Consider the following 14266-nt stretch of genomic DNA (forward strand, 5'->3'; position numbering starts at 1 on the left):
GCTGACGACATGCGCCCATTCGAAAGGATGGGCGCATTTTATGCTTCCATACATTAACCAGCTGAAAATGCTGCACGTACCTCTTGCCCGCCAAAGCCCGTCATGATTAGCTCGCAGCCGATACCATTCGGGCTTGCGCCAAAACGCGAGCTGAGGGCGAGGAGGCGCCTTGCGCCCGCCAAATTGCGTGCTACAACACTTCAGAAACGTTTACGGTCGATATTCAGGGAGGAATCTGACATGAAGACGATCAAGGGCCCCGGCCTTTTCCTTGGCCAGTTCGCGGGCGATGCCGCGCCTTTCAATTCCTGGGACGCGATCACCAAATGGGCGGCCGACATCGGTTACAAAGGCGTCCAGGTGCCGACCTGGGCTGGCCAGCTGATCGATCTGAAGAAGGCTGCGACCTCCAAGGATTATTGCGACGAATTCGCCGGCAAGGCCCGCGAAAACGGCATCGAGATCACCGAACTCTCCACCCATCTGCAGGGTCAGCTCGTCGCCGTTCATCCGGCCTATGACGAAGCCTTCGACGGGTTCGCAGCCCCCGAGGTGCGCGGCAATCCCAAGGCGCGCCAGGAATGGGCGGTCGAGCAGGTCAAGATGGCGCTGACGGCATCGAAGAACCTGGGCCTCAAGGCGCACGCGACCTTCTCTGGCGCGCTCGCCTGGCCCTTCATCTATCCCTGGCCGCAGCGTCCCGCCGGCCTGGTCGAAACAGCCTTCGACGAACTTGCCCGCCGCTGGACGCCGATCCTCAACCATGCGGATGAGAACGGCATCGACGTCTGCTACGAAATCCACCCGGGTGAAGACCTGCATGACGGCATCACCTTCGAGATGTTCCTGGAGCGCGTGAAGAACCATCCGCGTGCCAATATGCTCTACGATCCCTCGCACTATGTGCTGCAGTGCCTCGATTATCTCGACAACATCGACATCTACAAGGACCGCATCAAGATGTTCCACGTCAAGGATGCGGAGTTCAACCCGACCGGACGCCAAGGCGTCTATGGCGGCTATCAGGGCTGGGTGGAACGGGCCGGCCGCTTCCGCTCGCTCGGCGACGGCCAGGTCGATTTCGGCGCGGTGTTCTCGAAGATGACGGCCAATAATTTCGACGGCTGGGCCGTCGTCGAATGGGAATGCGCGTTGAAACATCCGGAAGACGGCGCTCGCGAAGGGGCCGAATTCGTCGCTGCCCATATCATCCGCGTCACCGAGAAAGCCTTCGACGATTTCGCCGGCAGCGGTACCGATCAGGCAGCGAACCGGCGGATGCTGGGGCTCTAAGACATAGGGCGTGCCGCGACGTTTGCCCCTCACCCTAACCCTCTCCCCGTAAAAACGGGGAGAGGGGACGTGTCCTGCGAGAGGCCGTGGGAGCGGAGAGGTCGCGGCATATCCCCTTCGCCCCGTTTACGGGGAGAAGGTGGCGGCAGCCGGATGAGGGGCGTAGCCGCACCAAGTTTTGAATTTCAGGAGGACAGAATGGCAATCGAAGCATCATCGGAACAGACCCGCGAGCCGCGCATCCGGCTCGGCATGGTTGGCGGCGGCGCCGGCGCGTTTATCGGTGCGGTGCACCGTATCGCGGCACGCATCGACGATCAGTACGATCTCATCGCCGGCGCGCTGTCGTCGACGCCTGAAAAGGCGGTTCAGTCGGGCCGCGATCTCGGCCTTGATCCGTCGCGGACCTATTCCAGCTACCGCGAGATGGCGATCCGCGAGGCGAAGCTGAAGAACGGCATCGAGGCGGTGGCGATCGTCACGCCGAACCACGTGCATTACGACGCCGCCAAGGAGTTCCTGAAGCGCGGCATCCATGTCATCTGCGACAAGCCGCTGACATCGAACCTTGCCGATGCGAAGAAACTGAAGAAAATTGCCGACGAGAGCGGCGCGCTCTTCGTGCTGACGCATAATTACACCGGTTATCCGATGGTCCGCCAGGCGCGCGAAATGATCGCGAACGGCGAACTCGGCGATATAAGAGTCGTTCAAGCCGAATATCCGCAGGACTGGCTGACCGAGGCGGTCGAGCAGACCGGCCAGAAGCAGGCCGCCTGGCGCACCGATCCGGCGCAATCCGGCGTCGGTGGCTCGACTGGCGATATCGGCACGCATGCGTATAATCTCGCCTCCTTCATATCAGGCCTGGAGCTCGACAGCCTCGCCGCCGATCTCGACAGCTTCGTTCCCGGCCGCCGGCTGGATGACAACGCGCATGTCATGCTGCGTTTCAAGGCAAAGGGCTCGGAGAAGCCGGCTAAGGGCATGCTCTGGTGCAGCCAGGTGGCGCCCGGCCATGAAAACGGCCTGATGGTCCGCGTCTACGGCAGCAAGGGCGGACTGGAATGGACCCAGAAGGATCCGAACTACCTGTGGTACACGCCGTTCGGCGAGCCGAAGCGGCTGATCACCCGGGGCGGCGCCGGTTCGGGCGCGGCTGCCGGCCGCGTCTCGCGCGTGCCGTCCGGGCATCCGGAGGGTTATCTCGAGGCCTTTGCGACGATCTATACGGAAGCCGCGCATGCGATCAATGCCCGCAAGAAGGGCAAGGCCGTCGACAAGGCGGTCGTCTATCCAACAGTCGACGACGGCGTGAAGGGTGTGGCCTTCGTCGAGGCTTGCGTCGCGTCCTCCAAAAAGAACGGCGCATGGATCAAGGTCTGAATTTACCGATCCGCGTCGCCCAATGAAAAATGCCGAGGCGGGCTTAAAGGTCGCCTCGGCGTTTTGTTTGTAATGATCAGGCAGCAGTGCGGCTGCGCTTCAGCAGGTTATCGACGCTGACCGGCCCGGCGCCTGCCGCCACCAGATACAGAAACACGAAGCAGAACAGGATAGCCGCGACGCCGCCGTTCTGCGCGGGATAGATGCCCTTCGAGGCATGCCCTATGAAATAGGCAAAGGCCATCAGGCCCGAGAGCACGAAGGCTGCGATCCGGGTCTGGAATCCGACCAGAACCAGGAAGCCGAGGGTCAGTTCGATCAGCCCGGCAATCCAGGAGAGCGAGCCCGCGGGCGGAACGCTGGCCGCCGCCGGGAAATGCAGGATCTTCTGCGTTCCGTAGCTGAACAGCACAAGTGACGAGACGATGCGCAGCAGGCTCAGCAGATGGGGCTGCAGCAGATGGATCGAAGACAGCATCGGATTCCTTTCATGTTTGCGATGTCCTGTTTGCGATGTCGTGGCTGTGTCCGCGATCGCCGGTTCGACAGCAAGTCACGACTGCTGACATTCGCGTTATGAGGGCAGTCGCCGCCCATTCGTGTACCTCCTGTAACGTTGCAGTTTTTCCACTCCCGGGCCTGTACTTTGCTTTCCGGCTTGGCTAAATCCGAGCCCGGACGATCCATTCACACGCTGAGAAATGGGATTTACAGATGATCGATGCGAAGACGCTTGCAAGCCGCCTTCCCGGCGATTTCACCTTCGGCGTTGCCACCGCCGCCTTCCAGATCGAAGGGGCCGGCAAGGCCGACGGGCGCAAGCCATCCATCTGGGATGCCTTCTGCAATATGCCCGGCCGGGTCTATAATCGCGATAATGGCGACGTCGCCTGCGACCACTACAACCGGCTGGAGCAGGATCTCGATCTCATCAAGGAAATGGGTGTCGAAGCGTACCGCTTCTCGATTGCCTGGCCGCGCATCATCCCCGACGGCACCGGTGCGGTGAACGAAGCCGGGCTCGATTTCTACGACCGCCTTGTCGACGGCTGCAAGGCGCGCGGGATCAAGACCTTTGCGACGCTCTATCATTGGGACCTGCCTCTGCTGCTAGCCGGCGACGGCGGCTGGACGGCGCGCTCGACCGCCTATGCCTTTCAGCGCTACGCCAAGACGGTGATGAACAGGCTTGGTGATCGTCTCGACGCCGTCGCGACCTTCAACGAGCCCTGGTGCATCGTCTGGCTGAGCCATCTCTACGGCATCCATGCGCCGGGCGAGCGCAATATGCAGGCCGCCCTTCACGCCATGCATTACATGAACCTCGCCCACGGTCTCGGCGTCGAGGCGATCCGCTCGGAAGCCCCTGATGTGCCTGTCGGGCTCGTGCTCAACGCCGCCTCGATCATCCCCGGTTACGACAGCCCTGCCGATCTTGCCGCCGCCGAACGGGCGCATCAGTTCCACAACGGCGCCTTCTTCGATCCCGTCTTCAAGGGCGAATATCCGAAGGAATTCGTCGAGGTGCTGGGCGACCGCATGCCTGTCATCGAGGACGGCGACATGACGCTGATCAGCCAGAAACTCGACTGGTGGGGTCTGAATTACTACACGCCCGAGCGCGTCACTGACGATGCCGAACGCAACGGCGATTTCCCCTGGACGGTGAAAGCGCCGCCGGCAAGCGACGTCAAAACCGATATCGGCTGGGAAGTCTATGCGCCGGGATTGAAGCTGCTGGTCGAGGACCTCTACCGCCGCTACGAACTGCCGGAATGCTACATCACCGAGAACGGCGCCTGCGACAACACCGGTGTCGTTGACGGCGAAGTCGACGACACCATGCGTCTCGATTATCTCGGCGACCATCTCGATGTCGTGGCCGATCTCATCAAGGACGGTTATCCCATGCGCGGCTATTTCGCCTGGAGCCTGATGGACAATTTCGAATGGGCGGAGGGCTATCGCATGCGCTTCGGCCTCGTCCATGTCGATTATCAGACCCAGTTGCGCACGGTGAAGAAGAGCGGCCAGTGGTATCGCGAACTCGCAGCACAATTCCCGAAGGGCAATCACAAGGCGGCTTAGGTGAAACGGCTGACGTTGCCTCCCTAATTTTCTGCATCGGCAGGCAAAAAATAGGCGCTCGCAAATCTTCAACAGGTGGTTGCTTAAACGTTTTTGAACTCTTGGCTGGCAAAGTCGGACGGTCAGGGAGTCGTGATGCAGACAGCCGGAAAATCGCAGCGCAAGGGTTTGGGAGTAGGCCGTCACATCACCGTTACGGGCGTGCTTTTCTCCTTTGCCGTCATCGTCGCAATTGTCACCGTCATGGTGCTGACGGCGCTCGAGCGCGTGGCCGAAAATGCCAATCTCCTCGATGACGAGCGCTCGCGCGAAACGACGATCGGAGCGTTGAAGACTTTCGAGGACCAGCTCGGCGCGACGCTCGACGATTACGCTGCCTGGGACGATGCCGCCGTCAACGTCTACTCGCCCGACGGCATGGCCTGGACCGTCAGCAATTACGGCGAGATGTCGGTCAACAGCTCGCTTTTCGACATGGCGATCGTCGTCGACGACGGCAAGAAGCCGATCATGGCCTATCGCGACGGCAAGCCGATGGAGGAGCCGCTTGCGGATTTCTTCGCGCCGTCGCTCTGGACCCTGTTCGAGACGGCGAAGGCGGCCGACCCGGCCGGGACTCCCCAAGCGGTCGGCTTCGTCAACACCAAGCGGGGTGTTGCCGCTGTCGGCGTCGCCCTGGTGCGGAAAAAATCCGGGGCGCTGGATGCGCCTGCCGGCCAGCACCGCTATCTCGTCTTCGCCCGTCATCTCGACAATGACCGGGTGACCGCGCTCGGCCAGACCTATGTCATCGGCGGGTTGAGGCTGGCGCCGGCGAGCTTCGAGGCCGATTATTTTGTGCCGATCATCGATCCGACGGGGGCAACGCTTCAAAAGCTCGTTTGGACTTCGCGTTCGCCGGGTGATGTCGGCTACGCACAGGTGCGGCCGATGGTCCTGCAGGCGCTCGGCCTTGTCGGGCTGTTCTTCGTGGTGCTGCTGGTCATCGGCTGGTTTGCCGGCCGCCGGCTGAAGGCCGATGAAAACAGCGCCCGCGAGGAGACGTTGCGCGACCGGCTGAGCGGGCTTTCCAATCGCGACGGTCTGGGGCTTGCCGTCGACCGTTTCGTCGTCGAGGCGCGCCAGACCAAACGCAACGTGCTGCTCCTCTATCTCGACCTCGACGGCTTCAAGGAAGTCAATGACAGTTATGGCCACGGCACCGGCGATCAGTTGATCCGCGCGGTCGCGGCCGGTCTCGACGTGCTTATTCCGCAAGGCGCGGTTCTCGCTCGCATCGGCGGCGATGAATTTGCAATCGCCTTTCTCTCGGACGGCGAGAATGCCGCGGCCCTGCAACTTGCCGAGCAGATCCTCGATTTTCTGGTCGAGCCGCTGGAGATCGGTCGCCGCGTCGTCGTTGTCGGGGCCAGCATCGGCATCGCCATGTCGCCTGCCGGCACGATCGGGCGCGAGGAACTGGTGCGCCGCTCCGACCTTGCCATGTACAAGGCGAAGGAAGCCGGCCGTGCGCGCATGACGCTTTACGATCCGTCGATGGATGCCGACCGGGAGCAGCGCAATGCGCTGGAACTCGATCTCAGGATGGCCATCGAAAGCGGCGATCTGACGCTCGCCTACCAGCCGCTGATCGATGCGGCCTCCTATGCGCCGACCGGCGTCGAGGCGCTGGTGCGCTGGAATCGTCCGGGTCATGGCCCTATCTCGCCTGAGGTGTTCATCCCAATCGCCGAAACCAGCGGCCTCATCGAATCGCTCGGCCTGTTCGTGCTGCGCAAGGCCTGCGAGACAGCCAAGCAATGGCCGGAACTCAACGTTTCGGTCAACGTCTCGCCCGGCCAGTTCCGCAATCCCGCTTTCGCCGATTATGTGCGCTACGTGCTGAAGCAGACGGAGGTCGAGGCCGGCCGCATCACGCTCGAGATCACCGAAGGCTACATGATCCAGAATCCGCAGCGCACCCGCCAGTCGATCGAACGGTTGAAGGCGCTGGGGGTCAAGGTGGCGCTCGACGATTTCGGCTCCGGCTTCTCGTCGATCGGTTATCTCAGGCAGTTCGGCTTCGACCGGATCAAGATCGACCGTTCGCTGGTCATGGGGGTCAATGAGGACAAGCGCCAGCGCGAGATGCTGCAGGCGACGGTGGCGCTTGCCCGCTCTCTCGACATTCCGGTGACAGCCGAGGGCATCGAGACCGAGGAGCAGGCAATTGCCATGCGCCTCTTCGGCTGCGATTGCCTGCAGGGTTATCTGTTCGGAAAACCGATGACGGCCGATCTGATCACCGAGATGCTGCACGCGCGGCATGCAGCCGAGCCGGAAGGCCGGCGCCGTCTCGGCGCGGCCTGACCGGCGCTGGGAGATTTTCCTAAAATGCGGCTGATCCGGAAAGGGTACTGACTCAGCTGCCGATATGCCGCTGGCCGCGTTTCCTGGCGAGGGCGATCTGGTGCTGCCGCTGACGGTAGCGCAGCCGATCCTCTTCGGTGCGGGTGTCGTAGCAATGGCTGCAGGAAACGCCTTCCTCGTAGAGCGGCGAGGTGATCTCTTCTGCGGTAATCGGGTTGCGGCAAGCATGGCACAGCCGGTGTTCGCCTTCCTTCAGCCCATGCTCGACGGAGACGCGCTCGTCGAAGACGAAGCAGGCGCCGTCCCAGAGGCTGTCCTCCTGCGGCACTTCTTCGAGATATTTCAGGATGCCGCCCTTCAGATGATAGACTTCGTCGAAGCCCTCGGCCTTCATGAAGGCGGTGGCCTTCTCGCAGCGTATGCCGCCTGTGCAGTACATGGCGATCTTGGGCTTGTTGTGCAGGCCGGAATTTTGACGCACCCAATCGGGAAATTCGCGGAAGGTCTTCGTCTTCGGGTCGAGCGCGCCGCGAAAGGTGCCGATTGCCGTTTCGTAATCGTTGCGGGTGTCGATGACGATCGTATCGGGATCGGAAATCAGCGCGTTCCAGTCCTGCGGCGCCACATAGGTGCCCACCACCTTGTTGGGGTCAATATCCTCGACACCCATGGTGACGATTTCCTTTTTCAGCTTCACCTTCATGCGCAGGAAAGGCATTTTCGAGGCGCGGCTTTCCTTGTGCTCCAGGCCGGAAAACTCCGGCTGGGCCCGCAGGAAGGAAAGCATGGCGGCAATACCGGCATCCGGGCCGGCGATCGTGCCGTTGATGCCCTCATGCGCCAGAAGCAGCGTTCCCTTGACGCCGCTCTGCTCACACAGCGTCTGCAGCGGCGCCTGTAGGTTCTCAAAGCGCGGCACGGAAACGAAATGGTAGAGTGCGGCCACGAGGAACGGGCTGGTGTGTGTCAGGCTGTCGGTCATGGGGCGGAAATACAGAAAATCGGCGGCTCGCGCAATTGCCTTCACCGGTCGCGAGAGGCTCGACCCCCTTCTCCTTGAGCAGGGCGGGCGCCTGCAGCACGCCGGCGGCGGTCATCCGGAAGGCAATGTGCAGCCGCATCTTCAGGGGGCCGGTTCCGGTTTCCCAAAGGCCGAGCATGCCGGTCTTTTTGTCGTCCACCCAGAGGAAAGCGACTTTGCGCTCCTCGAAGGAGGCCGCCGGTTCGAGCCCAACAACATCGCGGTAGAAGTCCGTAGAGGTCTGGAGATCGGCAACGGTCAGATGGGTCTCGTAGAGCCCGAGCAGCTTTGGCATCGCGGTATTTCCAGCGGTCATTTCTTCCTCGCGGGAACAGGTCTGTGCTTATCGACCGCCGGAGGCTAGGACCTCAACATTAGTTGAGGTCAATAGGTTTTGCTGAAATATTTCAGAGGCGCTGGCGCCATAGTGAGGCCGCCTCAACTCCCGGCCGTCAGCCAGAGAAGCTCGATGCGCTGTGCTTCCTCGTCGGGATCATCGGCGAAGACGGTTTCGGCTTTGACAAGCGCTTGCCGCCGGTCTTCCTGCTGGCGGAAGATGATGGCGTCGAGCAGATGAGCCAGGTCGTCATTGCGGGTGAAGAGCTGCGGCTCGGCCTCGACCAGTTCGGAGAGCACGGCAAGATCATGGATATGGCCGAGATCCTCGACGAGTTCCTTAGCCGCATCGCGCTTTGCCTTCATCGCCCCGGGCCAGACATCGCGCAACAGGCTATGATAGAGTCGATAGTCGTAGGTGCGTTTGCGCAGCTTGTGGAAGTCGTCGGCAGATGCCTCGCCATGGCAGGCGGCAAGTGCTGCCTTCGCCTTTCGTGCGGTGCGGCGCCAGCTCTTCGCCAGCTTGCGGGCATTCTTCCGGTGGCCGCCATTGAACGAAACCCCATCCAGGGCGGCGGCCGCCTCCTTCAGATCGTGGGTGGTTTCCGCCAAGCGCTGTTTGAGGCCGCTTTCGGCCTGCGCCATCCAGTCACGGCGGCCTTCGAGCACGGTGATGATGCGGCTGAGTGCCTCGCTCTCTTCTTTCTCGCGGGCAGTGCGCTGCAGATATTGCGCCGTGCCGATGAGAGCGTTGGCATCGCGGATCGCCGACAGCGAACGGGCGGCATCGCGCAGCCTGGCATTTTCGCGATCCTGGAAATCCGGCGCCTCGCGGGCCACGAGCCGGTAGAGCGAGCGCAACCGTTTCAGATTCTTGCGGAAGGAATGGATCGCTTCATGGGCGCCGTCCGGCTGTTCTTCGATCAGTGCGATCGCATCGTCCAGCTGCTCTTTCGCGGCGCTCCGGAATTCGCTGGTGAAATCGGCCTTAGGCCGAATGCGATAGGCCATGCCTGTCGTGCCCGTATTCGGTGGCAAGGGCCTGGTTGGAATAGCGGAAATCGCCGGTCACTTCGCGGCCGAGCCAGGCGGGTAGGGCTGGATCGTCGGTCTCTGCCGTCATCTCGACCTCGGCAATCACCAGCCCGCGATGTTCGCCGGCAAAGACGTCGACCTCCCAGACGAAACCCTCATGCGGAACGCGGTAACGCGTCTTCTCGATGACGATGCCGATCGCGGTCTGCAACAGTTCCTCGGCATCGGCGATCGGGATGTCGTATTCGAATTCGTCACGGGTGATGGCGCTGCGGCCGATCTTGATCGTCAGTCTGGCCTTCCTGCCATCGAGGATGCGCACCCGGACGGAACGATCGTCCATCGAGGCGATATAGCCCTGTTTCAGGGCAGACTTCGTCTCGACGGCGGAACGCCATCCATCGCTTCGTACGAGGAATTTCCGCTCGATCTCTTTCGCCATACCGGTGAACCTTTTGTGACGATGCCGCACGGTAGCCCACTTTCCGAAGATTTCATACCCGCCCTGTCGTATGAATTGGTTTTATCTCGACAAGGTTACATTAGGACGTTATTCGGGGTCGAATTCAATCGTTTCAAGGAAGTCGCACGGCCATGGGCGAGAAAACAGAGAAGCTCCTTTCCATCCTGAAACTCCAGCCTGTCGTTCCGGTCCTGATCGTCGACGACGCCAAGTCGGCCGTACTGCTGGCCCGCGCGCTTGTCGCTGGCGGTTTGAAGGCGATCGAGATCACCATGCGCACGCCGGCGGCACTCGATGCCGTTCGCGCCGTCGCCGCCGAGGTCGAGGGCGCCGAAGTCGGTGCCGGCACGATCCTGAACGCCGCCCATTGGGAAGCCGCCGTCGAGGCCGGTTCGAAATTCATCGTCAGCCCGGGCACGACGCAGGAACTGCTCGATGCGGCTGCCGATTCCGATGTGCCGCTGCTTCCCGGTGCTGCGACCGCCAGCGAGGTCATGGCTTTGCGCGAAGAAGGCTATCAGGTGCTGAAGTTCTTCCCGGCAGAGCAGGCCGGTGGCGCCGCTCTGCTCAAGGCGCTCTCCTCGCCGCTTGCCGGCACGCTGTTCTGCCCGACCGGTGGCATTTCGCTGAAGAATGCCAATGATTATCTGTCGCTGCCGAATGTCATCTGCGTTGGCGGCTCCTGGGTGGCGCCGAAGGAACTGGTCGCAGCCGGCGACTGGGCGGGGATCACCAGGCTCGCAGCAGAGGCCGCGGCGCTGAAGGCCTGAGTTTGAGGCAGGGGATGAGCCTTACGGCACAATTCTCGCTCCTCTGTTTGTATTCGAGCCGTCACAAACCTATGTAGTCCTCCAGCTAACAGGGAGACGACGAGGAATGTTCGACGCGAAGAAGCTTCTCGACCAGTTCTTGGGTTCGCAGGTGCCGGGTCTCGGCGGTTCGGTTCGCGACAGGGCGGGCGACGCTGTGCAGGCGGCCAGGAACAATCCTCTGGCCACCGGTGCGATCGCCGCAGTGCTTCTCGGCACCAAGACCGGCCGCGGCATTGCCGGCAATGCACTGGCGGTCGGCGGCCTTGCCGCCATTGCCGGCCTCGGCTACCAGGCCTACAAAAATTACCAGGCGGGGCAGGCGCCTGCCGCCCCTTCGGATGCACCCTCGGCGAACAATCCGGTTCTCCTGCCGCCGCCTGTCGAATCCGGCTTCGGGCCGGCGTCGCCGGCCGGCAGCAATGAGTTCGTGCTGGTGCTGATCCGCGCGATGATCGCCGCCGCCAAGGCCGATGGCCATATTGACGATGCCGAACGGGCCCTCATCATGGACAAGGTCAAGGCTGCCGATGTCAGCGGCGAGGCTGCGGCCTTCATTGAACGCGAACTCGCTTCGCCGACGGATATCGACTCGCTTGTGGCCGCCGCGACGACGGAAGAACAGCGCGTTGAACTCTACACCGCTTCTCGGCTTACCATCGAGCCGGATTCTCGCGCCGAGCGCGGTTATCTCGATCTGCTTGCCGGGAGGCTCGGCCTTGCCGATCAGCTGGTCGATCATATCGAGGCGACGGTGTCTTCTGCTAAGGTTACCTTGTCACAGTGACATCCAGGCCGGTTGCCTTTGTCAGACGGCTGGCCTATCCACTCCACTCCTGGACAAGGGGAGTGAACATGCGCGATCTAGCAAATTTCAAGGGCTGCCCGGCGCCGAAGCCGGTGACGCTGAAGGGCCGTTTCGTCACCGTCGAACCTTATCGGCGCGCCGAACATCTCGAGGCGCTGTGGGACGGGCTTGGCGGCATGGGCATAAACCCACTGCTTCTCTATTTCGCGCAGGACGATTTTTCCGGGATCGAGGATTTCGCGAACTGGCTGGAAAATGTCTACACCAAGTCCGGCTGGCTCACCCATATCTTCCGCGACAACGCCACCGGCAAGATTGTCGGGATGGCGAACTATATGCGCGCCGACCCGGCGAACGGCGTCGTCGAGATCGGTGGGGTGGCGCATGGTGCGGAGATGAAGCGTTCGCCGCTTTCCACCGAAGCGCATTACCTGATGGCCAAGCACGTTTTCGAGGAGCTCGGCTACCGCCGCTACGAATGGAAGTGCGACAATAAGAACGAGGCGAGCAAGACGACGGCGGCGCGTTACGGCTTCAGCTTCGAAGGGGTCTTCCGCCAGCACATGATCGCCAAGCACCGCAACCGCGACACCGCCTGGTTCTCGATGATCGACGCCGAATGGCCGCTGCTCAACGATGCCTTCGAGGCCTGGCTTTCGCCGGAGAATTTCGATGCCGCCGGCAATCAGATCCGCCGTCTTCAGGATATTCGCACCGATCTGGAAAAGGAAAGGCTCGCGTGAGCCCCGAGAGCCGCTCGCAGGCAATCGCCGCCGCCATCATCTTGCTTGGCGCCGGCCTCGTCCTCTATTTCCTGCCGACCATCGTTTTATGGATCGGCAATTTCTCGCCGGTGCTCGGGATCGCCGTCGGAGTCTGCCTGATCATGGCGTTTTTCGCGGTCTTCTGGCTGCGGGCGCGCTATCAGCGCAGCAAAGGGAAGTAGAGCTACCCCTGCAGCGACGCTGCGAGCAGCAGGGCCCCCATCACGATAACCAGCACGGCGCCGAGGATTTCGATGGCGTTGCCGATCCAGACCGAGGCGGTTGAGCCACGCCCGGACAGGCGGACGGCGGCACTCTTGGCGGTGACGGCAAGGGTGGCCAGCAGGGAAACGGTGATCGCGGTGCCGAGCGACATGGCGGCAACTGACAGCACGCCGCCGAGATAGAGCCCATTCAGCAGCGAGAAGGTCATGACCAGCAAGGCGCCGGAGCAGGGGCGAAGGCCGACGGCGACGATCGCCGACCAGGCCTCGCGGGCGCTGAACCTGTCGCCGGCAAGCAAGGCGGGATCCGGCACATGGGCATTGCCGCAGGTCTCGCAGGCCATGCCGGGAACGAAGGTATGGCCGGACTCCACCGCCTGCGCCTTGCCGTTGAAGGCATAGGCCTGGCGTTCGGCGGCATTGTCCTTCCAGTCGAGCATCATGCTGACCGGGCCGGCTGAGGTCGCCATCAGCCGCCGGCGCGGCATACTGCCCACCATCGAGCGCAGCTTGCGAAACAGCAGCCAGCCGCCGAACAGGATGACCATGACGAAGCTTGCGATCTCCATCGCATGGGTCGCTGCCGTCAGCGTGATGCCGGTGCCGCGCAGCACCAGCCAGGCGCCGCCGACCAGCGCCACCGCCACCACGCCCTGGATGAAGGCCGAGATGAAGGAAATCACCACGCCGCGCTTCAACTCGATCTCGTTGGCGATCATGTAGGAGGAGATGACCGCCTTGCCGTGACCGGGGCCGGCGGCATGGAAGACGCCATAGGCGAAGGAGAGGCCGATCAGCGAGGCCAACTGCCACGGGTCCTGGCGCATCGCCTTCAAGGCATCGGTCAGCGCCCGGTAGAATGCCTGCTGCTCGTAGTTCACATAGAGCAAGAGCGGCGCGAGCGGCCCGCCGGTCGGCTGAAAGCTCGGCTCCGCCGTGCCGATGCCGAGCGGCGATTGCGCATGGGCAAGGCTTGCCGCCGTCAGGAGCGTCATGGCGGCGGCGGAAAGGATGAGGGGCAGGCGTTTCGTCAGCATGTGACCTCCAGCCGGGTGGCGAAGAGTTTGGACATGTTGGTGCCGGTGGGATCGTTGAAGAAGGCGTCGGTCAGCGACTGCTTGTTCTGCGAGATCACCTGGTCGGCATCCGGCCGCACCACCTGATGTTTGCAGGCCTTGAAGCCGTCGCCGACGATTGCCAGTTCGTTGTCGGTGGGAAAGTCGATCGAGGTATAGAGCGTCGGGTCGTAGACGCCGAAGCTGAGCCTGCCTTTCAGCGGCATCTTCTCCACCGGTTTGACCGCGAAGAACATCAGCAGCTGGCCGTCCTTATAGTCGACGTGGATGATGTCGGGCTTCTGGACGGTGACGTTCTTCCCGTCGATCGTCAGGTTCATATAGTAATCATAGTCGGCAAGCGACTGTTTCACCGTTTTTCCGACCTCGGCGAGTTCGTTCGGCTCCAGCTTCAGATCGGTGTTCTTGTCGAAATCCATGACGACCGAGGAGGAGAAAACCTCATCGAAGCGCCAGACATTGCGCAATTCCTCGACACTGCCATCCTTGCCGGCCACCACCTCGAGGCGGGCCTCCACGAAAATGTGGGGATGGGCAAGGGCGGCGCCCGGCGCCAGCGAAACAAGCGCGGCCATCAGTATCGTCGAATATCTCATTTGTTCCGCTGCCCTGTT

Annotated in this window: 15 protein-coding genes; 8 read left to right on the plus strand and 7 right to left on the minus strand. The window is 62.1% G+C overall.

Annotation, left to right across the window (positions count from 1 at the left end; genetic code table 11):
• The first annotated feature begins 240 nt into the window (after window positions 1-240).
• Together ACS4RS_RS10570 and ACS4RS_RS10575 are read left to right on the plus strand one after the other, a co-directional pair.
• On the plus strand, window positions 241-1293 hold the full coding sequence (locus ACS4RS_RS10570; RefSeq protein ID WP_007631836.1) for a sugar phosphate isomerase/epimerase family protein: 1053 nt from the start codon (window positions 241-243) through the stop codon (window positions 1291-1293).
• 198 nt (window positions 1294-1491) lie between these two features.
• Complete coding sequence (locus tag ACS4RS_RS10575; RefSeq protein ID WP_439010998.1) at window positions 1492-2679, plus strand: Gfo/Idh/MocA family protein; 1188 nt, start codon at window positions 1492-1494, stop codon at window positions 2677-2679.
• 76 nt (window positions 2680-2755) lie between these two features.
• Here the strand turns inward: ACS4RS_RS10575 and ACS4RS_RS10580 are convergent, their stop codons facing one another.
• Window positions 2756-3157 carry a DoxX family membrane protein gene (locus ACS4RS_RS10580; protein WP_439010997.1) on the minus strand — a complete coding sequence of 134 codons (402 nt, stop codon included), beginning with the start codon at window positions 3155-3157 and terminating at the stop codon, window positions 2756-2758.
• Between the two features lie 236 nt (window positions 3158-3393).
• Here ACS4RS_RS10580 and ACS4RS_RS10585 point away from each other — a divergent pair, with 236 nt between their 5' ends.
• Together ACS4RS_RS10585 and ACS4RS_RS10590 are read left to right on the plus strand one after the other, a co-directional pair.
• Entirely contained in the window at window positions 3394-4767 is a 1374-nt protein-coding gene (locus tag ACS4RS_RS10585; protein WP_439010996.1) for a GH1 family beta-glucosidase, read from the plus strand.
• A 135-nt stretch (window positions 4768-4902) separates the two neighbouring features.
• Entirely contained in the window at window positions 4903-7116 is a 2214-nt protein-coding gene (locus tag ACS4RS_RS10590; RefSeq protein WP_439010995.1) for an EAL domain-containing protein, read from the plus strand.
• Between the two features lie 52 nt (window positions 7117-7168).
• On the opposite strand, the gene trhO is transcribed toward ACS4RS_RS10590, so the two are convergent.
• From trhO to ACS4RS_RS10610, 4 genes are all read right to left on the minus strand, one after another.
• Entirely contained in the window at window positions 7169-8098 is a 930-nt protein-coding gene (trhO, locus tag ACS4RS_RS10595; RefSeq protein ID WP_439010994.1) for an oxygen-dependent tRNA uridine(34) hydroxylase TrhO, read from the minus strand.
• Complete coding sequence (locus tag ACS4RS_RS10600) at window positions 8022-8453, minus strand: VOC family protein (protein ID WP_439010993.1); 432 nt, start codon at window positions 8451-8453, stop codon at window positions 8022-8024. The genes trhO and ACS4RS_RS10600 overlap by 77 nt, the downstream gene beginning before the upstream one ends.
• Window positions 8454-8575: 122 nt before the next feature.
• Complete coding sequence (locus ACS4RS_RS10605) at window positions 8576-9484, minus strand: CHAD domain-containing protein (protein ID WP_439010992.1); 909 nt, start codon at window positions 9482-9484, stop codon at window positions 8576-8578.
• The gene (locus ACS4RS_RS10610; protein ID WP_439010991.1) at window positions 9462-9950 is read right to left on the minus strand and encodes a CYTH domain-containing protein; all 489 of its coding nucleotides are present in this window, start codon (window positions 9948-9950) and stop codon (window positions 9462-9464) included. Before ACS4RS_RS10610 ends, ACS4RS_RS10605 begins: the two co-directional genes overlap by 23 nt.
• Before the next feature lie 152 nt (window positions 9951-10102).
• Between ACS4RS_RS10610 and ACS4RS_RS10615 the strand changes: the two genes are divergently transcribed.
• The 4 genes from ACS4RS_RS10615 (at window position 10103) to ACS4RS_RS10630 (ending at window position 12534) form a co-directional block, all read left to right on the plus strand.
• Complete coding sequence (locus ACS4RS_RS10615; RefSeq protein WP_054184188.1) at window positions 10103-10741, plus strand: 2-dehydro-3-deoxy-phosphogluconate aldolase; 639 nt, start codon at window positions 10103-10105, stop codon at window positions 10739-10741.
• Window positions 10742-10847: 106 nt separating this feature from the next.
• Window positions 10848-11567 (plus strand): tellurite resistance TerB family protein, encoded by a 720-nt coding sequence (locus ACS4RS_RS10620; protein WP_439010990.1) that lies wholly within the window; start codon window positions 10848-10850, stop codon window positions 11565-11567.
• 68 nt (window positions 11568-11635) lie between these two features.
• Window positions 11636-12331: a GNAT family N-acetyltransferase gene (locus ACS4RS_RS10625; RefSeq protein WP_439010989.1), complete on the plus strand. Its 696-nt coding sequence runs from the start codon at window positions 11636-11638 to the stop codon at window positions 12329-12331.
• The gene (locus ACS4RS_RS10630; RefSeq protein ID WP_003590224.1) at window positions 12328-12534 is read left to right on the plus strand and encodes a hypothetical protein; all 207 of its coding nucleotides are present in this window, start codon (window positions 12328-12330) and stop codon (window positions 12532-12534) included. The genes ACS4RS_RS10625 and ACS4RS_RS10630 overlap by 4 nt, the downstream gene beginning before the upstream one ends.
• A gap of 2 nt (window positions 12535-12536) precedes the next feature.
• On the opposite strand, the gene ACS4RS_RS10635 is transcribed toward ACS4RS_RS10630, so the two are convergent.
• Window positions 12537-13613: a HoxN/HupN/NixA family nickel/cobalt transporter gene (locus ACS4RS_RS10635; protein WP_439010988.1), complete on the minus strand. Its 1077-nt coding sequence runs from the start codon at window positions 13611-13613 to the stop codon at window positions 12537-12539.
• Window positions 13607-14248 carry a DUF1007 family protein gene (locus ACS4RS_RS10640; protein WP_439010987.1) on the minus strand — a complete coding sequence of 214 codons (642 nt, stop codon included), beginning with the start codon at window positions 14246-14248 and terminating at the stop codon, window positions 13607-13609. Before ACS4RS_RS10640 ends, ACS4RS_RS10635 begins: the two co-directional genes overlap by 7 nt.
• Between the last annotated feature and the right edge of the window lie 18 nt (window positions 14249-14266).

The sequence above is a fragment of the Rhizobium sp. F40D2 genome (genome assembly GCF_051810745.2).
In the GTDB taxonomy this organism is placed as follows: Bacteria; Pseudomonadota; Alphaproteobacteria; order Rhizobiales; family Rhizobiaceae; genus Rhizobium.